This is a genomic window from Lentilactobacillus farraginis DSM 18382 = JCM 14108, from assembly GCF_000583655.1.
Classification (GTDB): Bacteria; Bacillota; Bacilli; order Lactobacillales; family Lactobacillaceae; genus Lentilactobacillus; species Lentilactobacillus farraginis.
In genome coordinates, this window is the sequence record NZ_BAKI01000012.1 from 18,843 (window position 1) to 40,168 (window position 21,326).

The window sequence follows — 21,326 nt, forward strand, 5'->3', positions numbered from 1 at the left end:
TTGAATTTTATTTATAGCGGAGGTAATCACTATGTCAAACAAAGATGTACGCGTTGAAGAAGATACGTTGGGTCCAGTTGAAATTCCCGCAAAAGCACTATGGGGGCCACAAACCGAGAGAAGTCGAAATAACTTCCCAACCGGCCAATTCATGCCGTTGCCGATCATCAAAGCGCTGCTTCAAATTAAGAAAGCCGCTGCCCAGGCTAATGCCGAGGAAGGTGCGCTAAGCAGGATAAAAGTGATTTGATTGTCAAAGCAATTGATTCATTATTGGCATTATCTGATGAAGACCTTCGCAAGGACTTCCCGCTGAAAGTTTATCAAACTGGATCGGGAACTCAAACCAACATGAACGTTAACGAAGTTGTGGCTCACAAAGCTGCCCAAATTGATGACAGTATTGAAATCCTGCCCAATGATGATGTTAACCATGGCCAAAGCTCCAACGATATTTTTCCAACTGCAATGAACATTACGGCAAGTGAAGCCGTTCAAAAATTGGAGAAGGCAGCACAACACCTTATTGATGAATTGAAAGTTAAGCAGGAGAAGTATTGGCGAACCGTTAAAATCGGTCGGACTCATTTACAAGACGCAACACCATTGACGTTTGGTCAAGAAGTCAGCGGTTGGGTCAGCATGGTTGAACATGATCTGGCTTACTTAAAGAGTTTGGACGCAACCCTGCTTGAATTAGCAATGGGTGGTACCGCTGTTGGAACCGGCTTGAATGCCGCACCGCATTTCGCTGATGATATTGCGGAACGTATGAGTCAGGTATACGGTCTTAAATTTACAGCGGACACTAATAAATTTGATGGTTTGGCAGCTCATTCCGGCTTGAACGTTGTCCACGGTGCCATGAAGACCCTGGCTGCTGATTTAATGAAGATTGCCAATGACGTTCGCTTCTTGGCAAGTGGTCCGCGTGCCGGCTACGATGAATTGAATATTCCGGCCAACGAACCGGGTTCATCAATTATGCCGGGTAAAGTTAACCCGACACAGGCAGAGGCTGTTACGATGGCCGCCGTTCGGGTAATGGGAAATGATGTGGTTGTTGATTTGGCAGCCTCGCAAGGCAACTTTGAAATGAATGTTTACAAACCGGTGCTGATTGATGCCTTCTTGGAATCAGCTGATTTGTTGGCAGGAACCATGACCGGGTTTGCAGATAAGATGATTCACGGCTTAACGGTGAATGCCGATCGAATGACTGAATTGGTTGATAATTCATTAATGACGGTAACGGCTTTGTCACCACATATCGGCTACCATGACAGTGCCAAAATTGCCCAGGCAGCGGATAAGGCAGGCAGCACGTTGCGTGAAGCAGCTATTAAGTCAGGAAAAGTAACAGCGGAACAATTCGACGAGTGGGTGGACCCGCTGAAGATGACAAATATTGATAGTGTGCAGAGCTAACCGGGATAAACCGGAGTGTAAGGCATCGATTTCGGAAATCCCGGGTTTGGATTTTTGAAATGGATCCCTTATATGTAGAACGTTGCTTTGAGTAGCAGTCCTAGAGTAGTGTGCGAAGCAAAGCGGTTAATGCCCGGATTATAAGGCATTTTCAAACCGCTCCCTCACATTAAAACAAGCAAAAAACAGAGAGGAAAGAAACGCAAAATGGCAAAATACGTCTTTCAACCAACTGATATTAAAGAATTAAAAGACCAATATGATTTAGTTGTCATTGGATCAGGGGCAACGGGGATGACCGCCGCTCTTCAAGCTCATGAATTGGGATTAAATCCAGTGATCTTTGAAAAGATGGATAAATTTGGTGGCAACACCAACCGGGCCTCGTCCGGAATGAATGCTGCCGAAACCAATGTTCAGTTGAAGCACCATATTGTGGATAGTTATGAGGAATTTTATGAAGATACCTACCGTGGCGGCGGTGAGTTAAATGATAAAGAAATGCTGCAGTATTTTACTACCCACGGGGCATTGGCAATCGACTGGCTGGCTGATCACGGCATTCATCTAGATGACGTGACCATCACCGGTGGGATGAAAATTAAGCGAACTCACCGGCCAAGCAGCATGGCCCCGATTGGCAACTTTCTGGTAACGGAATTGCTTAAATTGGTTGAAAAGGAAAAGATTCCGGTATTTAACGATGTTCACGTTGATAAGTTATTGCAAACTGATGGTGTGATTAGTGGTGTCACTGCAACATTAGGTGATGGCACGCAAAAGCAGATCAATGCCAAAGCAGTTGTTCTGGCAGCCGGTGGCTTTGGTGCCAGCAAAGATATCATTAAGGAGTACCGACCTGATTTGGTTGATTACAACACAACCAATCAGCCGGGCGCTACCGGCGACGGAATTAAATTGGCCCGACAAGTCGGTGCCGGATTGGTTGATATGGATCAGATTCAGGTTCATCCGACTGTCCAACAGGATACCGACCACGCCTTTTTAATCGGTGAAGCTACCCGTGGCGAAGGGGCTATTTTGGTTAACGGTAAAGGTCAACGGTTCGTTAATGAACTGGATACCAGAAAGAACGTTACTAACGCGATTAACCAATTACCGGAAAAGAGTGCTTATTTGATTTTGGATACCGGCATTCGTTCCCATGTTAAAGCAATTGAGTTTTACGATCATATCGGGTTAGTGGTCCACGGTGAAACCATTGCTGAATTGGCTAAAAATATCAAAGTGGATCCTGCCAATTTGGAAAAAACGGTTTCTGATTGGAATGGTTTTGTGGCTGATAAAAAGGATGCCGACTTTGGCCGTTCAACAGGCATGGATCGGGATATCTCTCAGGCACCGTTCTTCGCGATTCATATTGCGCCGGCCGTTCACTACACGATGGGCGGTGTCAAAATCAACCGGAAGGCCCAAGTGCTGACAGCTGATGGCGAGCCAATCAAAGGTTTGTTTGCCGGTGGTGAAGTTGCCGGCGGCCTTCATGGCAATAACCGAATTGGCGGTAACTCAATCGCCGAGACGGTCATCTTTGGCCGTCAAGCCGGTGAGCAATCGTATAAGTATGTTGTTAATAAGTAATTTAAATAGACTGGTTTTGAGCAAAGTTAACCCTTTGCCTTTGCTTTTTAAAAAGGGAGAAATGTTTTATGCAGCACTTAAGTAAAGTAAAATACTCAAAATTTATCTGGCCAATCGTAATTGGGCTGATTATCTGGCTGCTGACGCCGTTTAAGCCGGCTGGTATTCCGGTTAACGGCTGGCATATGCTGGCAATTTTTGTCGCAACGATCATCGGCTGTATTACTCAGCCATTACCAATCGGTGCGACGGCCCTTTTGGGAATGACCGTGACGGTTCTTTTGGGCATTGTTGATATTGATACAGCAACAGCCGGATTTGGTAATAGTACGGTTTGGATGATTGGGATGGCCTATTTCCTTTCGCGCGGGTTTATTAAAACCGGCTTTGGCCGACGGGTTGCCCTGGTGTTTATTCGGCTGTTTGGTAAGCGAACGCTGGGATTAGCCTATTCATTAATCGGAGTTGATCTGGTAACCGCACCGGCAACGCCAAGTAATACGGCCCGATCTGGTGGAATCGTTTATCCAATCATTGATTCGCTGGCCCACACATATGGGTCCAAGCCTGATGACGCAACCCGGCGGAAAATTGGTTCGTTTCTGGTATTTTCCGAATTTCATGGTGATATTATTACGTCGGGGATGTTTATGACAGCGATGGCGCCTAACCTGGTTGCGGCAACACTTGCCAAATCACTGGGTGTGCACATTTCGTGGATGACCTGGTTTATGGCGGGGGTTGTTCCCGGGCTCATCAGTTTGATTGTTGTACCGTGCTGATTTATAAAATGTATCCGCCCGAGATTAAGGAAACCCCGAATGCCAAAGAATGGGCTGATTCGGAGTTGGAAAAAATGGGCAAAACATCCACCCCTGAAAAAATGATGGCCAGTGTCTTTGCGATTGCATTGGTACTGTGGATCATTTCAAGCTTTATCGGGCTGGACGCGGCAACCGTTGCTTTTCTGGCGGTTACCCTTCTGTTATTGACGGGCGTTTTGACGATGGATGACATCCTGCACGAAACAGGTGCCTGGAATACAATTCTCTGGTTCTCAATTCTGATTTTTATGGCTACTGAATTAAACACACTTGGTGTTATTCCGTGGTTATCCAAATCAATTGGAACCGCCCTTCACGGTGTGAGCTGGATATTGGTTCTATTAGTGCTGGTACTGGTTTACTTCTATTCACATTACCTGTTTGCAAGTGGCACGGCCCATGTATCGGCAATGTATTCCGCATTGCTGGGTGTTGCGATTTCTGCCGGTGCGCCGGCGGTCATGGCTGCCATTATTTTGGGCTTCACGGGCGCAATCTTTGGTTCAACCACCCACTTTGCCAACGGTCCGGCAACCGTCTTGTTTGGTTCTGGTTACGTTAAGCAATCGGATTGGTGGCGATTGAATGCCATTTTAGCCTTGCTGTATTTGGTAATTTGGATCGGTATTGGCGGCCTTTGGATGAAAGTGATCGGCATTTGGTAAAAATGTTCGGAAATATATTGGTTGAATCGAAAATAGTAGATTAAAAATCAGAATTTTGATTATATGAAAGGGGCTGGAACAAAATTAAACTTTTGCGCCGGCCCCTTATTCTTTAATGATTACTATAGAAGTAACGGTAATACGGAAGGATTCATTTATGGAATTTATAACAAGTGACAAGGTCAAACTTCAATATACAGACCAGGGTTCGGGAACTGCCGTGTTGCTGTTATCCGGAGTCGGTGGTTATAAGGAAGTTTTCCAGCCGATTATATCACCACTGCTGGAAAGGGGGTTTCGGGTAGTCAACCTGGATGCCCGTAATCAGGGTGCCTCGCAACGGACTGTCAAAGGGCGCCGAATTAGCCGGCACGCGCTCGATGTTAAGGAATTACTGGATGAGCTGCAGCTTAAGCACGTCATCGGCATCGGCAATTCAATGGGTGCCGCTACGCTGTTTGCCTATCTGTCCTTATTTGATGATCGGCGGTTTTTAAAAATAGTTGATATTGATCAAAGCCCCAAAATGATTACGGATAAAACGTGGCGGTTTGGCTTTAAGGGGTTGACCTGGGAAAACTTTCCTGATTATTTGAAGTTTCCGATGGGCAGGGCGACCGTGCATAAAATCAATGCTGAAACGTTTAGTACAATGAAGCAGCAAGCCAAACAGAATCCTTATGATGCTGATCTTAACTACCCATTTTTGGTGGATCATGCCTTTCAGGATTGGCGCGATGTTATTGTCCAAATGACAATGCCATTGTTGGTTGTTGCTGGTGAGCAGTCGCCGTATTTTGATCCGGCCTTTGCTACAACGACCGCTCAACTTGCCAAAAAAGGTGATGCTAAAGTCATTGCCGGTGCCGGTCATTTGGTGATGGCCGAACAACCAGACAAGTTTTTGAAATCACTATGGCCATTTTTAAAAGTAAAAAGTTAATCGCCTGGTTTGGGTGTTTCATTCATTTCCTGCAGGATTCGATTGGCAACCCCCTCATTTGTGACGAATTCAGTTAACAGCTGCCCCCGAAGCGCGCCTAATAATGCCCGGGCCTTAAACTTACTTTTAACGATGCCGATCCTGTGGATTGTTGTCATGATGTTGTCCATTGAGATACCAAAAGTTTTGTCTTTGCCAGCGTTTAAGATATTGCCGTCAATATCGTACGGACGGCCGTAAAGCATACCGGCTACCTGATTCAAATCAACGCCTTCAAAGATCTCCGTTCGGTGCTGTTTCCATACTGGAATCGTATCCACCGAAGACAGCGTTCCGACGCCAGTGAAGAGCAGGTCCATTCTTGAGGCGGTGTTAAAGGCGGGAAACAGTGCCGGTTCCCTTTTCAGTGACGACCGGGCAGAATCATTAATAATGTAAAGTGGCCCTGGCATTGTTAAATATGGGGAGCCAAATCTGGCGGCAGCTTTTTCAACGATTGGCGTTGCCCCGGATAATGAATTATATTTCATATTATCACCGACGAATTGGGTGAAAACAGTATCTTCTTTAAGCTGCGTCTGGAAGTGGGAGATGATGCTTAGAACTGTATCCCCCCATGTTAGGCCGACAACTCTGCTTTGGCGGATTAAATTTTGAATTTCTTCGGCAGCATATTCGATGATATTTTCGTTATTGTCGTTTGGCGTATCAGAATCTTTTATAATGAAAGCATTTCGAATATTGAAAGCTTTTTTGAAAAGGACTTCCAGTTCGAAGTTTCTGGTAATCGGTGTATTGACGGTAATTTTAACCAAGCCGGATGAAAGGGCTTCGTCTAAAGATTTCGTAACCAGGTATCGACTGAGATTATATTTATCGGACAACTCCGTAATGGTTAACTTGGAAAGATAATAATCTTGGGCGATATTGGCTAACAGTTCCTGATGTTTAACATCCATGATGGCGTTCCTCCTCGCTGTATTGTCAATATTATAGCATATTTTTTAATAATGAAATTTTATTTTCAAATATCAAATTATCATAAAAACATTTTTTAAAAATTTCAAAAAATAGCTATAAATTTGATAAATTAGAAAAAATGCAGTAAGCTATTTAAGTGAAAATGAATAACTTAAATGCGCGGCCTAGTGTCGGCATGTCAAATTAAGAGGAGATCGCGTTATGAGTGAGAGAATGGATATTTTAAAACTTCATGAACTGCATACCGGTGTGCTGGACATTCATTCCGATTTAGCTGTTCAAAATCGAAAAGATCTGGGGAAAGCTTACACCCCAGGCGTTGCGGTACTATCAAAATTGATTGCTGACAACCCGGAACTTAAAAACCGGTACACCATGAGTGGTAAATTAGTTGCCTTAATTAGTGATGGTTCAGCGGTGCTGGGATTGGGCAATATCGGCCCGGCCGGTGGATTGCCGGTAATTGAAGGAAAAGCTTTATTGTATAAGGATTTGGCCGGTATCAACGCTATTCCACTTTCAGTTGACCAAGTGCCGGTAGACGAGTTTGTTTCGACCGTTAAGAATCTTTCGGGTTCGTTCGCGGGGATTCACTTGGAAGACATTGCCGCACCAAGGTGTTTTGAAATTGAACAAAAGTTAGCTCAGGAATTAGACATTCCGGTTTACCATGATGATCAGGAGGGAACGGCAATCGTTGTTTTGGCCGCCTTAATGAACGCTGCCAAAGTCACCGGTAAGTCGTTGAAATCCTTAAACGTGGTTGTTAACGGTGTTGGGGCTTCAGGATTGGCAACTGCCAAGCTTTTATACCACGCTGGTATTAAAAAACTGACCCTGGTTGATAAGTATGGGGTTGTGACGCCACGTGACAGTCGTTACAATGCCTATCAACTTGAAATGGCTGCCAAGTTGGGAACCAATCCAGCGTTAAAGGATGGCCAACTATCAGATATTATTAGCGGTCAGGATGCTTTTATTGGGTTATCCGATGCCGATGTACTGACTAAAGCAGATGTTCGCCAAATGAATCAAGCGCCAATTATTTTTGCCTTGGCCAATCCAAAGCCGGAAATTAATCCCGACATTGCTAAAGAAGCCGGTGCTGCGGTAATTGCAACAGGCTCCAGCCAATACCCCAACCAGGTAAATAATATTTTGGTCTTTCCTGGTCTTTTCCGGGGCTTATTGGCTGCCGGCATCAATCACGTGGATGATGACCTTCAAATCGTTGTTGCCAAAGCATTAGCTGAAATGGTTAAAACGCCAACGGCTGAAAAAATTATCCCCGGTGTCTTTGATAAGGGTGTTGTTGAAACGGTCAGTTCATCATTGATCACGGATGCTGACCGCCGAAAAGACAAACAGTTGGTTTAAGTTTGGAGGACGTTGATTTATGTACGAGTCGATTGAGCAGCTCAATTTAAATGATCCTCGAAAGCGACAGCAGTGGGAAAACTTTCTGAAGTCGCTGGGGATTTCAAATTTTAGCGATAAAGAAATTAATGGTATCGATTTAACGCTGGGGATGTATGATGGTAATGAGCTGGTTGGAACAGGGTCGGCTGCCGGAAACGTTTTGAAGTTTATCGGTGTCTGTAACAAAGGTGTGACCCAGGGTGCCCGGTTTAATCGGATCATCAGTGAATTAACCAGTCGACTGTACCAAAATCAGATTTTCCACATTCTGGTTTTTACCAAAAAGAAGTACTCGCAAAGCTTCCAGCATTTGGGCTTTACAGAGTTGGCCAGTACGGATTCAGCGGCCTTTTTGGAAACCGGTAGTCCAAACATTACAGATTACTTGGACGAACTTCCCAAGGTTGTCGATCAAGAGCACCAATCAATTGCCGGAATTGTGATGAATGCCAACCCGTTTACTTTGGGGCATCGTTACTTGATTGAGCGGGCAGCTTCGGAAAATGATTGGGTGTACGTTTTCGTTGTGAATACGGATGCATCGTTATTTTCTACCGATGAACGGGTTGCCCTGGTCAAGCAGGGGACTGCCGATTTAAAGAATGTGATGGTCGTTAGCGGTGGTGATTATATGGTGAGCTACGCGACTTTTCCGGCATATTTTCTACCGGATAGCGTCACCAACATTGCCTATCAGACAACCATGGATGCCAGGATTTTTCGAGACAGAATTGCCCCGGCACTTCATATTGGCACCCGCTACATCGGAACGGAACCTTATTCCAACACAACCAGTCAATATAATAAAGCCCTTTTGCGGGAGTTACCGCCCAAAGTTAAGGTAAGAGAAATTAAACGACTAAAAACGGCTGCCGGTCAATATATAACGGCAACCCAAGTTAGAAAAATCATTCAAGAAGGTGATGTTACCCGAATAAAGGAATTGCTGCCAAAGACAACTTATCAATTTATCGAGGACCATCTCGACATGCTTGAGTTAAGGATTAAGAAAGGAATGAACATTGATGGAAATTAAGCAAACTGCCGTAGCCGGTACGTTGGAATCGTCTGATATTCAAATCATGCTTTCCAAGGGCAATCACGGCATTGAAATTGATTTGGAGTCGGATGTTAAGAAACAATTCGGCGACCAAATCATTTCGGTTATCACAACAACGTTAAAAAAATTCGGCATTGAAAATGCAAAGGTAAAAGCAGTTGACAAGGGTGCTTTGGATTGTGTGATCAAAGCCCGGACAATTGCGGTTGCCCAGCGTGCCTTAAAAACAACGGATCAACCGGCATGGGAGGTATTGTAAAATGGCAAACAATGACGAACGGTTACGACGAACAATGATGTTCGTTCCGGGAAACAATCCGGCAATGGTCAAGGATGCCGGCATTTACGGCGCCGACTCAATTATGTTCGACTTGGAAGACGCTGTTTCCATGGCTGAAAAAGACGCTGCCAGAGACTTGGTTTATGAAGCACTGCAAAGTCAAGACTACGGCGACGCGGAATTAGTTGTTCGAATTAACGGTGCCGATACGCCTTATTATGCAAATGACGTCAAAGCAATGGTTAAGGCCGGCGTTGACGTTATTCGGCTGCCAAAAACCGAAAGTGCGGGGATGATTCACGACCTTGAAAAGGATGTCTTGGCAGCAGAAAAACAGTTTGGCCGAGAGGAAGGTTCAACCCACTTGATGGCGGCCATCGAAAGTGCCAAGGGTGTTTTGAATGCACCTGAGATTGCGGCGGCTTCAGATCGGATGATTGGGATTGCATTATCTGCTGAAGACTACACAACCGACATGAAGACCCACCATTATCCGGATGGCGCGGAGTTGTCATTTGCCCGTAATATGGTGCTGCACGCGGCCAGAGCTGCCGGGATTGCGGCGTTTGATACCGTCTTTACCAATATGGATGATACCGAAGGCTTCTATCGTGAGACCAGATACATCCACCAGCTTGGCTTTGATGGCAAGTCATTGGTTAACCCACGACAAATTGCGATGGTTAACAAAGTTTACGAACCAACGCAAAAAGAAATTGAGAATGCCAAGAACGTAATTAACGCTATCGAGGAAGCTAAGATGAAGGGTTCCGGCGTTATCTCAATGAACGGTCAAATGGTTGATCGACCGGTTGTGATGCGGGCACAACGTGTTATGAAACTTGCCAAAGCTTCCAACCTGCTTGATGAGGAGGGTAACTACATTGAAAAATAGTGTAAATCGTGATTTACCAGATGATTTAATGAACAAGTTAAATTATGAAGGCTTCAAAACAACCGATATTGGTCAGCCAACTGTTCAGCGAGTGGCACCAAAAGTCCGAGTTACAACGGGTGATGATAAAGTCGTTGATTCAATCGAAACGGTAGTTAAAAAAACGGTTCGTGACGGCATGACGATTTCATTTCATCACCACTTCCGAAACGGAGACTTTGTCTTTAACAAGGTAATGCGAATTATTATTGATGCCGGTATCAAGAATTTAACACTGGCACCGTCTTCGCTGACCGGAGTGATGAATGATATTGTTATTGAAGCCATTAAAAAGGGCACCATTACCAATATCACCAGTTCCGGTATGCGTGGCTCGCTTGGAGACTTTGTTTCACACGGCGGCTTGAAGAATCCGGTTATTTTCCGTTCACACGGAAACCGAGCTCGAGCAATCGAACATGGTGATATTAAAATCGACGTTGCTTTTCTTGGCGTGCCAAATGCCGATAAATTGGGTAACGCCAACGGTATGGAAGGTGACGCGGTTTTTGGTTCACTGGGATACGCCTTAATGGATGCCCAATATGCCAACAACGTGGTTTTACTGACCGATAATATTATGCCTTATCCGAATACGCCGGCTTCTATCAAACAAACGCAGGTTGACTACGTTGTTAAAGTTGATAAAGTTGGCGATCCGGATAAGATCGGTTCCGGTGCTACCCGGTTTACGAAGGATCCCAAGGAATTAAAAATCGCTTCGATGGTTAATGACGTGATTGTCAACTCGCCTTACTTCAAAGATGGCTTTTCATTCCAAACCGGTTCCGGTGGTGCAGCGCTCGCGGTTACGAGATACTTACGTCAGGCAATGATTGACAATCAGATTAAGGCTTCCTTTGCCTTGGGCGGTATTACCAAGCCAACCACTGATTTACTGGAAGAAGGTCTGGTCCGTCGGGTAATGGACGTCCAAGACTTTGATAAAGGTGCGGCCGAGTCTATGCATCATAATCCCAACCAACAGGAAATTGACGCGTCCTGGTACGCGGATCCTGATAATAAAGGGGCCATGGTTGATCAGTTGGACGTTGTTATCCTGAGTGCCCTTGAAATTGATACCGGCTTTAACGTTAACGTTATGACCGGTTCCGATGGGGTTATTCGGGGCGCTGTCGGTGGTCACCAAGACGCGGCAACGGCGAAGCTGACGATTATTTCGGCGCCGTTGGTTCGTGGGCGAATCGCAACGGTAGTGCCAAAGGTAACGACCAATGTCACACCGGGTGATTCTGTAGATGTTTTGGTTACTGAATATGGTATTGCCATTAATCCAAAGCGCCAGGATCTGGTCAAAGCCTTTGCGCATTTGCCGGGTGTTCCGGTTTACTCGATTGAGGAGCTGCAACAAATGGCTGAAGCAAAGGTTGGCAAGCCAAAGCCACTCGAATTTACTGACCGGACAGTTGCCCTGGTTGAGTATCGGGATGGCACCATTATCGATGCCATTCATGAAGTGAAGGATTAACGTTTTAATATGATTAAACATATGCAGTAGTTAAAAAAGTGCAGCAAAGCCGATACAAGCTGGTGGCGCTGTGCTAATACATAGTGTGCGGAGCAAAGCGGTTAGCACCCGGAGTATAAGACGTCGATCCGAGAAATCCCGGGTTTGGATTTTGCGGATCGATCTCTTATATGGAGCGGTGCTGCTTTGAGCAGCAGTCCTAGATAGTGTGCGGAACAAAGCGGTTAATGCCCAGAATATAAGGCGTGAATCTTAGAAATCCCGGGTTTGGATTTTTAAGATTTATCCCTTATATGGCGTGGCATTGCTTTGAGCAGCAGTCTTAAAAAGTGTGCGGAGCTAACCGGGATAAACCGGAGTGTAAGGTAAGCGGCAGTGAATTCCCGGTTTTGGAATTTGGTGGCGATTGCCTTACATGCAGGTTTGTGGTTAGTGCAGCAGTCCTAGAAAGTGTGCGGAGCAAAGCGGTTAGCACCCGGAATATAAGGCGTCGAATTGGAGGAATTTGTGTGAGTGAGATATTTAAAGTTGGTTCCGAGCAGGGAATTATGGCCATTTTGCAGTCAAAAGACGAACGAGTGGCCTACCAGCATCAACTGTTAAACGAGTATCCAACTAAAAGTATATTAGCCATCAAATTAAATATCCCAGGGCCGATTAAAAACAATCAGTATCTAACTCGGCTGTTTAATGCCGGACTAAAGCGTTTCTTGACCCAAATCAAATCGGTGAGAATAGTTGAACAATGGCATAAGCCAACCGGCAATGAAGCCTTTGCGACTTCTGATCGTTCAGCTGACCAGATTAAAGCGGCGGCTATCCAGTTTGAAGATGAAGACCAACTGGGCAGGCTGTTTGACATTGATGTATTCGGTCATGACAGTGCCAAGGCAATCTCGCGGAAAGAATTGGGATTTCAAGCCCGTAAGTGTTTTATTTGTGGGCGTCCGGCAAAAGAGTGTGCTCGATCCAGGCGTCATTCGGTTTCGGAGTTGCAGCGGGTTATCCAGCAAAAATATAATCAGGAATTTGGAGAATGAGTATGACAAATCGTAAAAAACCAGCTGAAGTAACTCAACTGGCTTCGATGGCGTTGGAATCGCTATTGTATGAAGTTGTGGTAAATCCCAAGCCAGGATTGGTTGATCCGGTAGATGTCGGGCCCCACCCGGATATGAACGTCTTTATGTTCATTGACAGTGCTGTCAGCCTACGGGGATATCTGGAAGCCTGCGTTTCAGCCGGCTATGAGTTTGACGGAGATGACCTGACCGAGTTGTTTCAAACAATTCGCGGTATGGGCATCAAAGCCGAAGAAACGATGTTTGAGGCAACGCACCATGTCAATACGCATAAGGGCGCTGTCTTTTCGTTGGGTATTCTGGCAACCGCCGCTGCTTATCAAGCGCGTATTGGGGACCGAGGCCTGAAACAACTGCAGCAGATTATCAGGGAAATGTTGCAAAATCTGATTACAGATGACTTGGCGACACCGCATTTTGAAACTACCAAAAATCTCACGGCAGGTGAGCGGCAATACCTTAAATACGGTTTACTGGGGGTTAGAGGTGAGGCTGCAGCGGGCTTTCCGGTGGTGTTTGATTATGCCGTTCCGTTCTTGGAAAAGCGGACTGGTCCGCTAAATGCTCGGCTGCTGGATACCTTATTATTAATCGTATTGCATGCTGACGACTCAAACTTAATCAAGCGTTCGGGGGATCCTCATATTTTGAAAAAAGTTCGCCAGAAAATCCGAACCTATTTTGAACTCGGCGGTTATCAAACCGAGGCGGGTTATCGATTGTTACAGGACTTGAACACAAGTTTTAAAAACCAAAACTTAAGTCTGGGCGGGTCAGCAGATTTGTTGATTTTAACGATTTTTGTGGGACTGAAAACGGGGATTGTGGTTGCTAAATAGTGTTTAAGCTCATTTTACAGTTTGTGGTTTCTGGTTTGCGCTTTTAAAGCCTGGCATACTTAAGCAACTCCGACCTATCAGTTAAGCAGTTTGAAAAAGTCATTTTCTGAATAGGTGTTTTAGGCCCGCCAGATTTATAAAAGATTTTGATAAAGCAGATATAGTTTCGTGTTGTTGACAAAGTCACATGGAAATAATTGTATGAAACAGATTAAAGCGTGTCTTAACTACTGATTAACAAGCAATCAAGCCGATTTACCAATAGTATGTTTTAAGAAAATAAACGGAGGAACTAGCGCGATAAGATAAATGCGTTTTAGTTCCTCCTTTATCGTGTTATTTTGAAAGTTACAATGGTTTAGCTAAATTAATACTCCAAGCTTTCGATCCGTTTTAACATAATTGATAAATGTTGGTTCTGTTTTAAAATCTGCAGGTGACTTAGCAAGTAAACGAGTAAGATAGCCACTCCAGATCCAACTTTTAATTTTGAAATCAGCACTGGCACCAACGTAATAGTAAACCGCTTGCTTGTTATTATATTTTTGACTTTTATGTAAAAATCCGCCAAAATTAATTCCGTAGTGTTTAACCATCTAAATTCAAAGATTAAATACTTGCGAGATTATGAGAGTGAGCGTTTGAAAGGAAAGTTTAACCAATGAAACGATATTTATTGTTTTTAATTATTTCAATAGGTTTAGGAGTTTTAGGAAGCACTTCGATCACTACTCGCGCTGCCGGAGTGTACCATCCTATTAAATCGAAAAGTTTCAATAACATTCCCTACCACTGGAATGGAAACAGTAGCAATGCCTATCTATGGAATTACAACCTTACCAAGCACCAGCATCGTCTGGCTCACTATCCGGTAACGACTTGGTACGTTTCTAAGTCATTAAAAATGACCAATGGCCGTAAAACAGGTATTTTTTATAAAGTTTCTAATGCTCGAGGGTTCGCTAAGGGATACGTTTGGAAAGGCTACTTGTCTAAGGGTCCAATTACCAAAGGAAATTATCCCGCCGGTTTAATTGATAAAAAACTAAATCAAAAGCTAATCAGCTTATTTCCGGGGACTATTCCAAATAAGCAATTACAAAAACTGACTGAATATTACATCTATGCGATTCAGACTACGGAATCAGGTGACTCATATTATGATCACGAAATGTCGATTCTCGGCGCTAAAAAAGTTAATGCTTCTTTTGGATTAATAAACGACACAGCAGCTAAAAATGCATACAAACCACTTAGAACTAATCGAATTAGCTTTTTGCCTTTTGAAAAATCTTGGATACAAAAAGCTTTAGCCTCTGAGAAAAAGAAATTTACTGATTTTTCAGGATGGTCAATTGGCGCCTATGCCTTTCCTAAAAATAGTCTGTACTACGGTGTAATTGTTATTAAACTATTACCACCAACACAGAAATGAATCCCAAAAAATGAGATTGGGCTTCTCCGTGTAAGCGAAAGAAGCTTAATCTCATTTTTGTTTCCCTTAAACTTGTTCTTCATTAATTAAGAGCATGTTTATCAAATTCATAAACTCGATTTTGTTGTGTAACTTTTTCCTTATCATGGTAGGCAATATTAATATACATTTTGCTTCCCAATTGTAAGCCCTCAGTTTCAATTAAATAGGGTTCCCAATGACTGTTTCTAAGCGTGACTGTTTTAGCTGTTGTGTGTCCCCAGAGGATTTTAGCAACTTTAGTTGGATCTCCAGGAGCGCCACTAGAAATGTAGATTGCCTTGCCATCAGAGACTTCAAAGCCTTGAATTGAATTTTGACCAATTACACTACCAATATTAGGAACTTCAAAAGAATCAATTTTACTGATTGTTGTTACATCCACAAAGCCATGACTACTTTCAACACCGTCTAAGGCACTATTAATATCAGCTAAATTGTATAAGGCAAAATGAGCATTCCCACTGTTATCAATTGCCGCAATTAAGAAGTACTTCCGTGTAGTGGAAACCGCTGCCTCGACCCGTTTAAGACTGAAAGTACCGTCAATACTGTCCAAGTTAGCCAATCGTGGTACTTGCGTATGGGAAGTCAAAGTGGTGGTATCAAAAGCGATCCGACCAATCTGCTTATCCCAGATGCCATCCTTACCTGGATTTACCGCGATAAACCATTTATTGTTGCCGGCATAATCCAATGTTTGACCGTGATGAAACCCCTTCATTAATTTTGAAGGAGCATCTTTAAAACTCACGTTTTGTTTTTTCGACTTTTTGGGTGTTCGGGTGAGTAATGCATCAGTTTGATCATTAATTAACTGTAATGCGTAAATATAAGATGTTCCAATATACGCTTTTTGAACAACCGTGTGTCCATACTTTAAGTTTTGTAACCGATATGTTAAATCTGCTTCTGTCATGATAAAAACCCGCTTTCATTAATTTTTTTGCTAATCCAATTCCGGAGTTGAATTAGCAGTTTGCATCAAATCGATTTGACGCTTATAGCATATCGTCATTTCAGCTAAATAGTGCGCCATCCTTACGACCACTTAACGCCAGGGTACCGCCAATTTAGATAGCCAAAAGCTCCCGCATCAGGAAATTCTTGATGCGGGAGCTTTTAAATAACCGGTTTAATTACTAAGGGTGCCGACGACAATCCCTTTAATTTGAAAACTAGGATTATCTTGAACCTCAATGGGAGCATATTTACGATTTAAGCTAATTAGTCGACAGGTTCGTTCTGTCTGCTCGAATTGTTTAATATAACTGCAGCCATCGACATAAGCAATCACAATTTGGCCATTTTCAGCTTCAAAGGCTTTCTTAACCAAGGCGACCTGTTGATCATGAAACCGCGGTTCCATGGAATCACCATTAATCTTAATGGCAAAGTCAAGTTTAGGTAGTTGGCCGCGGTAATTAATTTGATCGCGTTCGTCAACTAATTCTTCACCAGTACCAGCAGAAGCAACTCCTGCTATATTTAATATTTCTAGAGGTAATTCGACTGCCTTGGCAGCGTCTCGTTGCTGTTGCAGTTCTTGAGCAACCACTTCATAGACATGCTGTTGACGCTCTGGAACCAGTTGTGTATACATGGGTAAAATATCGCGGCTTTTATCTAAGCGACTTAAATCATACTGTAATAGATCATTGGCTTGAACCTTAAACAGAGCTGCGATCTTTTCCAAGATTGGCAATTTGGGGGTATACTTCATTACCGTCACAATCTTGATACCTCTTACTTTAGGATGTTTGACAAAGAGCCGAATTTTGCCGGCGCCTGATTTTGGGGTGATAAAAATAAGCTAGCTGATACTGTGCCACTAGTCCACTATTTATTCTGGAACTGCGATAGTAAATCCAGGGGCTTCATCGGTGATTAGCCGATGTGGATTATTGTAGTAATAAATGCCAATTTGATATTGACCCAACGCAACCCGTTTGGTTTGATTGTAGCCACTTTTGTCCAAAGCGGACTTGATTAATTTAAACCTCTTATTGTCAGAAATATTCTGCTTATAAAAGCGCTTATTAAAGTATCTTTGTACCGTTGGAAATTCAAGAACATCTTTATATCCTTTAACAGTCGGATCGTTAAAGTCCCAAGCACTGGCACCCCCAGCGGCTTTAGTAAGTTGAATGGATAGCTGGGTGTTGGGAAATAGTTTTAGAACTTCGCGGGTTAATTTTTGTGAGGGTGATTTTTGAATATAACTTAAATATTCCTTGTCATTATTGAAATAACGAAAGTTAATATTATTAAGTTGCTGATAGTTGGGATTAACACCCGGAGCTAGATACCCATGCCAAACAATTCCCTGCAGTTTACTGCCCTCATTACCATTAGGCGTAATTCCTTGAACATAGTAATAAACTGATTTTTTAGAATTATGCGATAGAATGACACTTTGATCATAATAACGCCAACTGTAATTCTTAAAATGTTTTAAATTAGCTTTAACTTTTGTATGATTACTGTTCCATAAGTAAGTATTTTTAGACCTGTTAGTTAGATGATAAGCACTGTTAGGGTGATTACCAACAATTTTTTTGACAATGGTATATCCCGAATCAGCACTAGTACAAATCATCGTTGTAGCCAATCCAATGATCAGGCTCAAAGTTAGCAGCGTTAAGAATTTTATTTGCCTTTTTATGGTGACCACCTTCTGATTCATTATTAAATCCCCTTTCAATAACCAAATTATCTAATAGTCAGGGGACATTTGCAAAGTTATTAACTGTTATTGGGTTAGGTTAATATAAAAATCTAACGAAAAATAATATAAGCATCTAATAGGTTCTTTCAAATGTTTTAGAGCCATTTTAAACAAAACAGGGTCAATGGAACATCCAAACGAAAGAGGAGAACGGATCCTAAAATACTTTTTATTTCTTTTTTTAAAGTGCAGGTGAAAAACATTCTTTTAGCCGTTATAAAAACTGTAAGCGTACCAGTCAGTATTTTTATAATTGTTTAAATTATGCAGGCGTTTTGTATGTGTGGGATTCCAAATACAAGTTTTATGTGGGCCCACCGTTTTTTGTTATAAAAATAGTGTATCCATGCTGTTGAATCATTAAGACAAGCTGAATCACCAGAAGGATCAGCTGCTGCATGTGCATCAAACTGATTCAATGAAAAGCCACCCCATAGCAATCCAAAAACCAATGGAACTAAAACCCCATTTCTTTTTCATCAATATTTCCTCCAGTTACTTTGAATTGCACCGGTTATCGTTATAATTGCCAATAGTACAGCAGTAATCTAAATTGTTTGGGTAGTTATCACATAGTCCCTTTGCTAATCAAATTGTGTAGCTGAATAAATTTCTGAAATGTAATTATCGAGTATCTTTCAAAAATTGAAATTTGAAATTTCTTATTAATTTCAAAGGAAATGGCTAATCAAAATAGGGCTTATGACCGGATAGTTGAGAATAATTAACCTTAATTTATAAGTTGCCAAGACTAGTGGCTAAACGTTTATAATTATAAAAATTAACGCTTATCAAAGTATTTTTATTAAAAAAGACTGTCTGATAAAAATAAGGATGATTCTAAGGATATTTGAATTAGTGATTAACATCACAACTGTTTCAAAATTAACCATTATTTTCAGTTTGATTTTCAATCATTTGCATAATTATTGCTGAAAAAAGGCTTATTTTGATGATTATTTAATAAGTAATTTTAACTTTTATAAAAAATAGCTTTTATTTTGACATTTTTTAAAAAGCATTGTACAATGTATGAGAATTCACAAGTAGGAAACTTATCCTCATTTTTGTATGGCACAATCAAGTAGCGTTTAATAAAAAGATTAAGTCTGGTTAATCTGGCTCGCACGGAAAATGGAGATGCTCAATGATGTTAAATAAAGCAGAAAAATTTAAAAAAGTAATTCTTGTTGGTGACGGTGCTGTTGGTTCTTCGTATGCTTTTTCGATGCTGCAGAATAATGGCGCAGATGAAATGGTAATCGTTGATTTGAAAGAAGACCATGTTCGTGGTGACGTTTTGGATCTTGAAGATGTCTTACCAATGACCAGCCCAATGAAACTTCGTTATGGTTCGTACCAAGACGCGGCAGATGCGGACCTAGTTGTTATCACAGCAGGTGTTCCCCGCAAACCCGGCGAAACCCGTTTGGACTTGGTTGCCAAAAACGCACGGATTCTTGAATCAATTGTCAAACCAATTGTAAAGAGCGGCTTTCACGGCGTCTTCCTGGTATCCAGTAATCCGGTTGACATTTTAACCACCATTACCCAGGAAATTTCCGGCTTCCCTCGAGAAAGAGTGATTGGAACCGGGACATCCCTCGACACGTCTCGACTGCAGGTTGCACTGGCCCACAAGTTTGATGTCAGCACTCAAAATATCGATGCCATGATTTTAGGCGAACACGGCGATAGTTCCTTTGCTGCTTATGATGAAGCAACTGTTGAAGGTCGACCGCTTCGAATGGTAGCCATGGAAAAGAATATTTCCGATGACGACCTGGCCCAAATTGAGGTGGATGTTCGACGTAAAGGTGGTCAAATCATCGGCTTAAAGGGTGCCACATTCTACGGGGTTGCCATTAGTCTGATGCGACTGAGCAAAGCGATTCTGTACAACCAAAATGTTGTAATGCCGGTAAGTGCGCCGCTAACCGGTCAATATGGCTTAAAGGATATCTATATTGGTAACCCGGCTGTAATTAACGCCAGCGGAATTGCCAAGGTGATTGAAGAACCACTTTCCGATAATGAAATTGACAAGATGAAGAAGTCGGCTAAACAAATGGCTGAAATTGTGATGGCTGCGAAATAATAATTATTATCAAATCATATTTAAAAGATCATCTGTGAAAGGATGGTCTTTTTTCTGTCCGTAGATAGTTAATGTGCGTTCATGACAAAAATTTATGATGATATTGCCGGAATTTAATGGTAATCTGGAAGCAAACAATTATGTGATTTAATTATTAAAGCCAAAAAGAAAGGGTGCCTGTCGCATGGAAGTAACTGTACCGTATGGTGAAAAGGATGCTTTTGACATTGACGTTCCATCTGATCAGCTGGTTGGTGTATATAATCCCAACCCGGTTACGAAGCCGGACGCTACCGAGGTAATTGATTCGGCGTTAAATCATCCAATTGATTCGGTGTCGTTTGATGATTTTATCAATACGGATAAGAAGATCGTTTTTATTGTTAATGATGGTACTCGGCCGACGCCGACAGCTAAAATTTTAAAGCTGATTTATCCAAAAATAAAAGGTAAAAATATTTCCTTTATCGTTGCGACTGGCGTTCACCGGGCACCGACCGAGAAGGAATATCGATTTATTTTTGGTGACAAAATCTATGAAGAGCTGCATGCCCGTGGTTTGATTCATAGCCATGACAGTAAGAACGATCCAATGGATTATCTGGGCAAGTCCAAGAATGGCACCGAAATGTACATTAATAAGATTGTTGCCGAAGCTGACCGGGTGATACCAATCAGTTCGATTGAACCGCATTACTTTGCCGGTTACACAGGTGGTCGAAAGTCCTTTTTACCAGGGGTGGCATCATATAAAACGATTTCGGAAAATCATCATTTGGCATTAATGGATTCAGCCCGAGCGATGAATTTAAAAGGCAATCCGGTCCATGAGGATATGATGGATGCGATGCATGTTTTGAAGAACCTCAATATTTTTGCGATCGAAACGGTGCTGGACAGTGATCATGATATATATGCCGTTACGACGGGGGATTTGAACGGCTCCTTTTATGCCGGCATTGACAAAGCCAAAGAAGTTTTCGGCGTCCAAATTCCGCATAAGGCTGATATTGTGATTTCAGCGGCACCTTATCCAATGGACGTTGACCTGTATCAATCCCAAAAGGCGTTGGATAATGGTAAATTAGCGTTGAATAAAAACGGCATTTTAATCTTGGTCGCGACCTGTCGAACCGGCATTGGTCCCAAGCCGTTTTATAACCTGCTGAGTTCGGAAAAAACGGCTGAGGGGGTACTCAAGAAGATTGACCAAAGTTGGCATCTCGGCTACCACAAAGCGGCTAAGATGGCTCAAATTGACACTTGGGCCTCGACTTGGGCGGTTACGGAATTAACTGATGAAGAAATGCGAAACGTTCATTTTAAGCCGTTTCATGATTTAAAAACCGCTTTTTCAAAAGCATTGGCCGAAAAGGGCCCGAATGCGTCGGTTATCGTATTGCCGGCCGGTTCACTAACGGTGCCGGAAATTTCAACTGCCGCTTCGAATCACTAATTTATTGAAACTATTTAAAGGAAG

Annotated in this window: 16 protein-coding genes and 2 pseudogenes; 14 read left to right on the top strand and 4 right to left on the bottom strand. The window is 42.6% G+C overall.

Annotated elements, in window-relative coordinates; translation table 11 throughout:
• The first annotated feature begins 31 nt into the window (after window positions 1-31).
• The 4 genes and pseudogenes from JCM14108_RS06040 to JCM14108_RS06055 all read left to right on the top strand — a co-directional run bounded on the left by JCM14108_RS06040 (window position 32) and on the right by JCM14108_RS06055 (window position 5,462).
• Window positions 32-1,428: pseudogene (locus JCM14108_RS06040) on the top strand (class II fumarate hydratase).
• A 207-nt stretch (window positions 1,429-1,635) separates the two neighbouring features.
• The gene (locus tag JCM14108_RS06045) at window positions 1,636-3,030 is read left to right on the top strand and encodes a flavocytochrome c (RefSeq protein ID WP_035179263.1); all 1,395 of its coding nucleotides are present in this window, start codon (window positions 1,636-1,638) and stop codon (window positions 3,028-3,030) included.
• A 68-nt stretch (window positions 3,031-3,098) separates the two neighbouring features.
• Window positions 3,099-4,519 (top strand): annotated as a pseudogene (locus JCM14108_RS06050) (anion permease).
• A gap of 157 nt (window positions 4,520-4,676) precedes the next feature.
• Window positions 4,677-5,462: an alpha/beta fold hydrolase gene (locus tag JCM14108_RS06055; RefSeq protein ID WP_035179264.1), complete on the top strand. Its 786-nt coding sequence runs from the start codon at window positions 4,677-4,679 to the stop codon at window positions 5,460-5,462.
• On the opposite strand, the gene JCM14108_RS06060 is transcribed toward JCM14108_RS06055, so the two are convergent.
• On the bottom strand, window positions 5,459-6,421 hold the full coding sequence (locus JCM14108_RS06060; RefSeq protein WP_035179265.1) for a sugar-binding transcriptional regulator: 963 nt from the start codon (window positions 6,419-6,421) through the stop codon (window positions 5,459-5,461). The genes JCM14108_RS06055 and JCM14108_RS06060 overlap by 4 nt on opposite strands.
• A 223-nt stretch (window positions 6,422-6,644) precedes the next feature.
• On the opposite strand from JCM14108_RS06060, the gene JCM14108_RS06065 reads away from it, so the two are divergent.
• From JCM14108_RS06065 to JCM14108_RS06105, 8 genes are all read left to right on the top strand, one after another.
• A complete protein-coding gene (locus JCM14108_RS06065) occupies window positions 6,645-7,820 on the top strand; it encodes an NAD(P)-dependent malic enzyme (RefSeq protein WP_035179266.1) in 1,176 nt (391 codons plus the stop codon).
• A 19-nt stretch (window positions 7,821-7,839) separates the two neighbouring features.
• Window positions 7,840-8,898: a [citrate (pro-3S)-lyase] ligase gene (citC, locus tag JCM14108_RS06070; protein ID WP_035179267.1), complete on the top strand. Its 1,059-nt coding sequence runs from the start codon at window positions 7,840-7,842 to the stop codon at window positions 8,896-8,898.
• The gene (gene citD, locus JCM14108_RS06075) at window positions 8,888-9,181 is read left to right on the top strand and encodes a citrate lyase acyl carrier protein (protein WP_035179268.1); all 294 of its coding nucleotides are present in this window, start codon (window positions 8,888-8,890) and stop codon (window positions 9,179-9,181) included. The genes citC and citD overlap by 11 nt, the downstream gene beginning before the upstream one ends.
• 1 nt (window position 9,182) lies before the next feature.
• Window positions 9,183-10,097, top strand: a complete 915-nt coding sequence (gene citE, locus JCM14108_RS06080; RefSeq protein WP_035179269.1) for a citrate (pro-3S)-lyase subunit beta — start codon at window positions 9,183-9,185, stop codon at window positions 10,095-10,097.
• Complete coding sequence (gene citF / locus JCM14108_RS06085) at window positions 10,087-11,625, top strand: citrate lyase subunit alpha (protein ID WP_035179271.1); 1,539 nt, start codon at window positions 10,087-10,089, stop codon at window positions 11,623-11,625. Before citE ends, citF begins: the two co-directional genes overlap by 11 nt.
• A gap of 509 nt (window positions 11,626-12,134) precedes the next feature.
• A complete protein-coding gene (gene citX, locus JCM14108_RS06090) occupies window positions 12,135-12,665 on the top strand; it encodes a citrate lyase holo-[acyl-carrier protein] synthase (protein ID WP_035179272.1) in 531 nt (176 codons plus the stop codon).
• 2 nt (window positions 12,666-12,667) lie between these two features.
• The gene (gene citG / locus JCM14108_RS06095) at window positions 12,668-13,546 is read left to right on the top strand and encodes a triphosphoribosyl-dephospho-CoA synthase CitG (RefSeq protein WP_051996051.1); all 879 of its coding nucleotides are present in this window, start codon (window positions 12,668-12,670) and stop codon (window positions 13,544-13,546) included.
• A gap of 661 nt (window positions 13,547-14,207) precedes the next feature.
• Window positions 14,208-14,981, top strand: coding sequence for a hypothetical protein (locus JCM14108_RS06105; protein WP_035179276.1), 774 nt, complete (start codon window positions 14,208-14,210; stop codon window positions 14,979-14,981).
• A gap of 82 nt (window positions 14,982-15,063) precedes the next feature.
• Here JCM14108_RS06105 and JCM14108_RS06110 read toward each other — a convergent pair whose 3' ends face one another.
• The 3 genes from JCM14108_RS06110 to JCM14108_RS06120 all read right to left on the bottom strand — a co-directional run bounded on the left by JCM14108_RS06110 (window position 15,064) and on the right by JCM14108_RS06120 (window position 17,706).
• On the bottom strand, window positions 15,064-15,939 hold the full coding sequence (locus JCM14108_RS06110; protein WP_035179277.1) for a helveticin J family class III bacteriocin: 876 nt from the start codon (window positions 15,937-15,939) through the stop codon (window positions 15,064-15,066).
• Window positions 15,940-16,155: 216 nt separating this feature from the next.
• Entirely contained in the window at window positions 16,156-16,743 is a 588-nt protein-coding gene (locus JCM14108_RS06115) for a S24 family peptidase (protein WP_235807048.1), read from the bottom strand.
• A gap of 120 nt (window positions 16,744-16,863) precedes the next feature.
• On the bottom strand, window positions 16,864-17,706 hold the full coding sequence (locus JCM14108_RS06120; protein ID WP_035179278.1) for a hypothetical protein: 843 nt from the start codon (window positions 17,704-17,706) through the stop codon (window positions 16,864-16,866).
• A gap of 1,192 nt (window positions 17,707-18,898) precedes the next feature.
• On the opposite strand from JCM14108_RS06120, the gene JCM14108_RS06125 reads away from it, so the two are divergent.
• Together JCM14108_RS06125 and JCM14108_RS06130 are read left to right on the top strand one after the other, a co-directional pair.
• Entirely contained in the window at window positions 18,899-19,846 is a 948-nt protein-coding gene (locus JCM14108_RS06125; protein WP_035179280.1) for an L-lactate dehydrogenase, read from the top strand.
• A gap of 184 nt (window positions 19,847-20,030) precedes the next feature.
• Window positions 20,031-21,302: a lactate racemase domain-containing protein gene (locus tag JCM14108_RS06130; protein ID WP_035179281.1), complete on the top strand. Its 1,272-nt coding sequence runs from the start codon at window positions 20,031-20,033 to the stop codon at window positions 21,300-21,302.
• Window positions 21,303-21,326 lie beyond the last annotated feature (24 nt).

Excerpts from the sequence above, each read along its gene's own strand:
- JCM14108_RS06120 (WP_035179278.1), bottom strand. The coding sequence starts at position 17,706 with ATGAATCAGAAGGTGGTCACCATAAAAAGGCAAATAAAATTCTTAACG.
- citC (WP_035179267.1), top strand. The coding sequence starts at position 7,840 with ATGTACGAGTCGATTGAGCAGCTCAATTTAAATGATCCTCGAAAGCGA.
- JCM14108_RS06045 (WP_035179263.1), top strand. The coding sequence starts at position 1,636 with ATGGCAAAATACGTCTTTCAACCAACTGATATTAAAGAATTAAAAGAC.
- JCM14108_RS06110 (WP_035179277.1), bottom strand. The coding sequence starts at position 15,939 with ATGACAGAAGCAGATTTAACATATCGGTTACAAAACTTAAAGTATGGA.
- JCM14108_RS06055 (WP_035179264.1), top strand. The coding sequence starts at position 4,677 with ATGGAATTTATAACAAGTGACAAGGTCAAACTTCAATATACAGACCAG.
- JCM14108_RS06105 (WP_035179276.1), top strand. The coding sequence starts at position 14,208 with ATGAAACGATATTTATTGTTTTTAATTATTTCAATAGGTTTAGGAGTT.
- JCM14108_RS06130 (WP_035179281.1), top strand. The coding sequence starts at position 20,031 with ATGGAAGTAACTGTACCGTATGGTGAAAAGGATGCTTTTGACATTGAC.
- JCM14108_RS06065 (WP_035179266.1), top strand. The coding sequence starts at position 6,645 with ATGAGTGAGAGAATGGATATTTTAAAACTTCATGAACTGCATACCGGT.
- JCM14108_RS06125 (WP_035179280.1), top strand. The coding sequence starts at position 18,899 with ATGTTAAATAAAGCAGAAAAATTTAAAAAAGTAATTCTTGTTGGTGAC.
- citG (WP_051996051.1), top strand. The coding sequence starts at position 12,668 with ATGACAAATCGTAAAAAACCAGCTGAAGTAACTCAACTGGCTTCGATG.
- citD (WP_035179268.1), top strand. The coding sequence starts at position 8,888 with ATGGAAATTAAGCAAACTGCCGTAGCCGGTACGTTGGAATCGTCTGAT.
- citE (WP_035179269.1), top strand. The coding sequence starts at position 9,183 with ATGGCAAACAATGACGAACGGTTACGACGAACAATGATGTTCGTTCCG.
- JCM14108_RS06115 (WP_235807048.1), bottom strand. The coding sequence starts at position 16,743 with ATGAAGTATACCCCCAAATTGCCAATCTTGGAAAAGATCGCAGCTCTG.
- JCM14108_RS06060 (WP_035179265.1), bottom strand. The coding sequence starts at position 6,421 with ATGGATGTTAAACATCAGGAACTGTTAGCCAATATCGCCCAAGATTAT.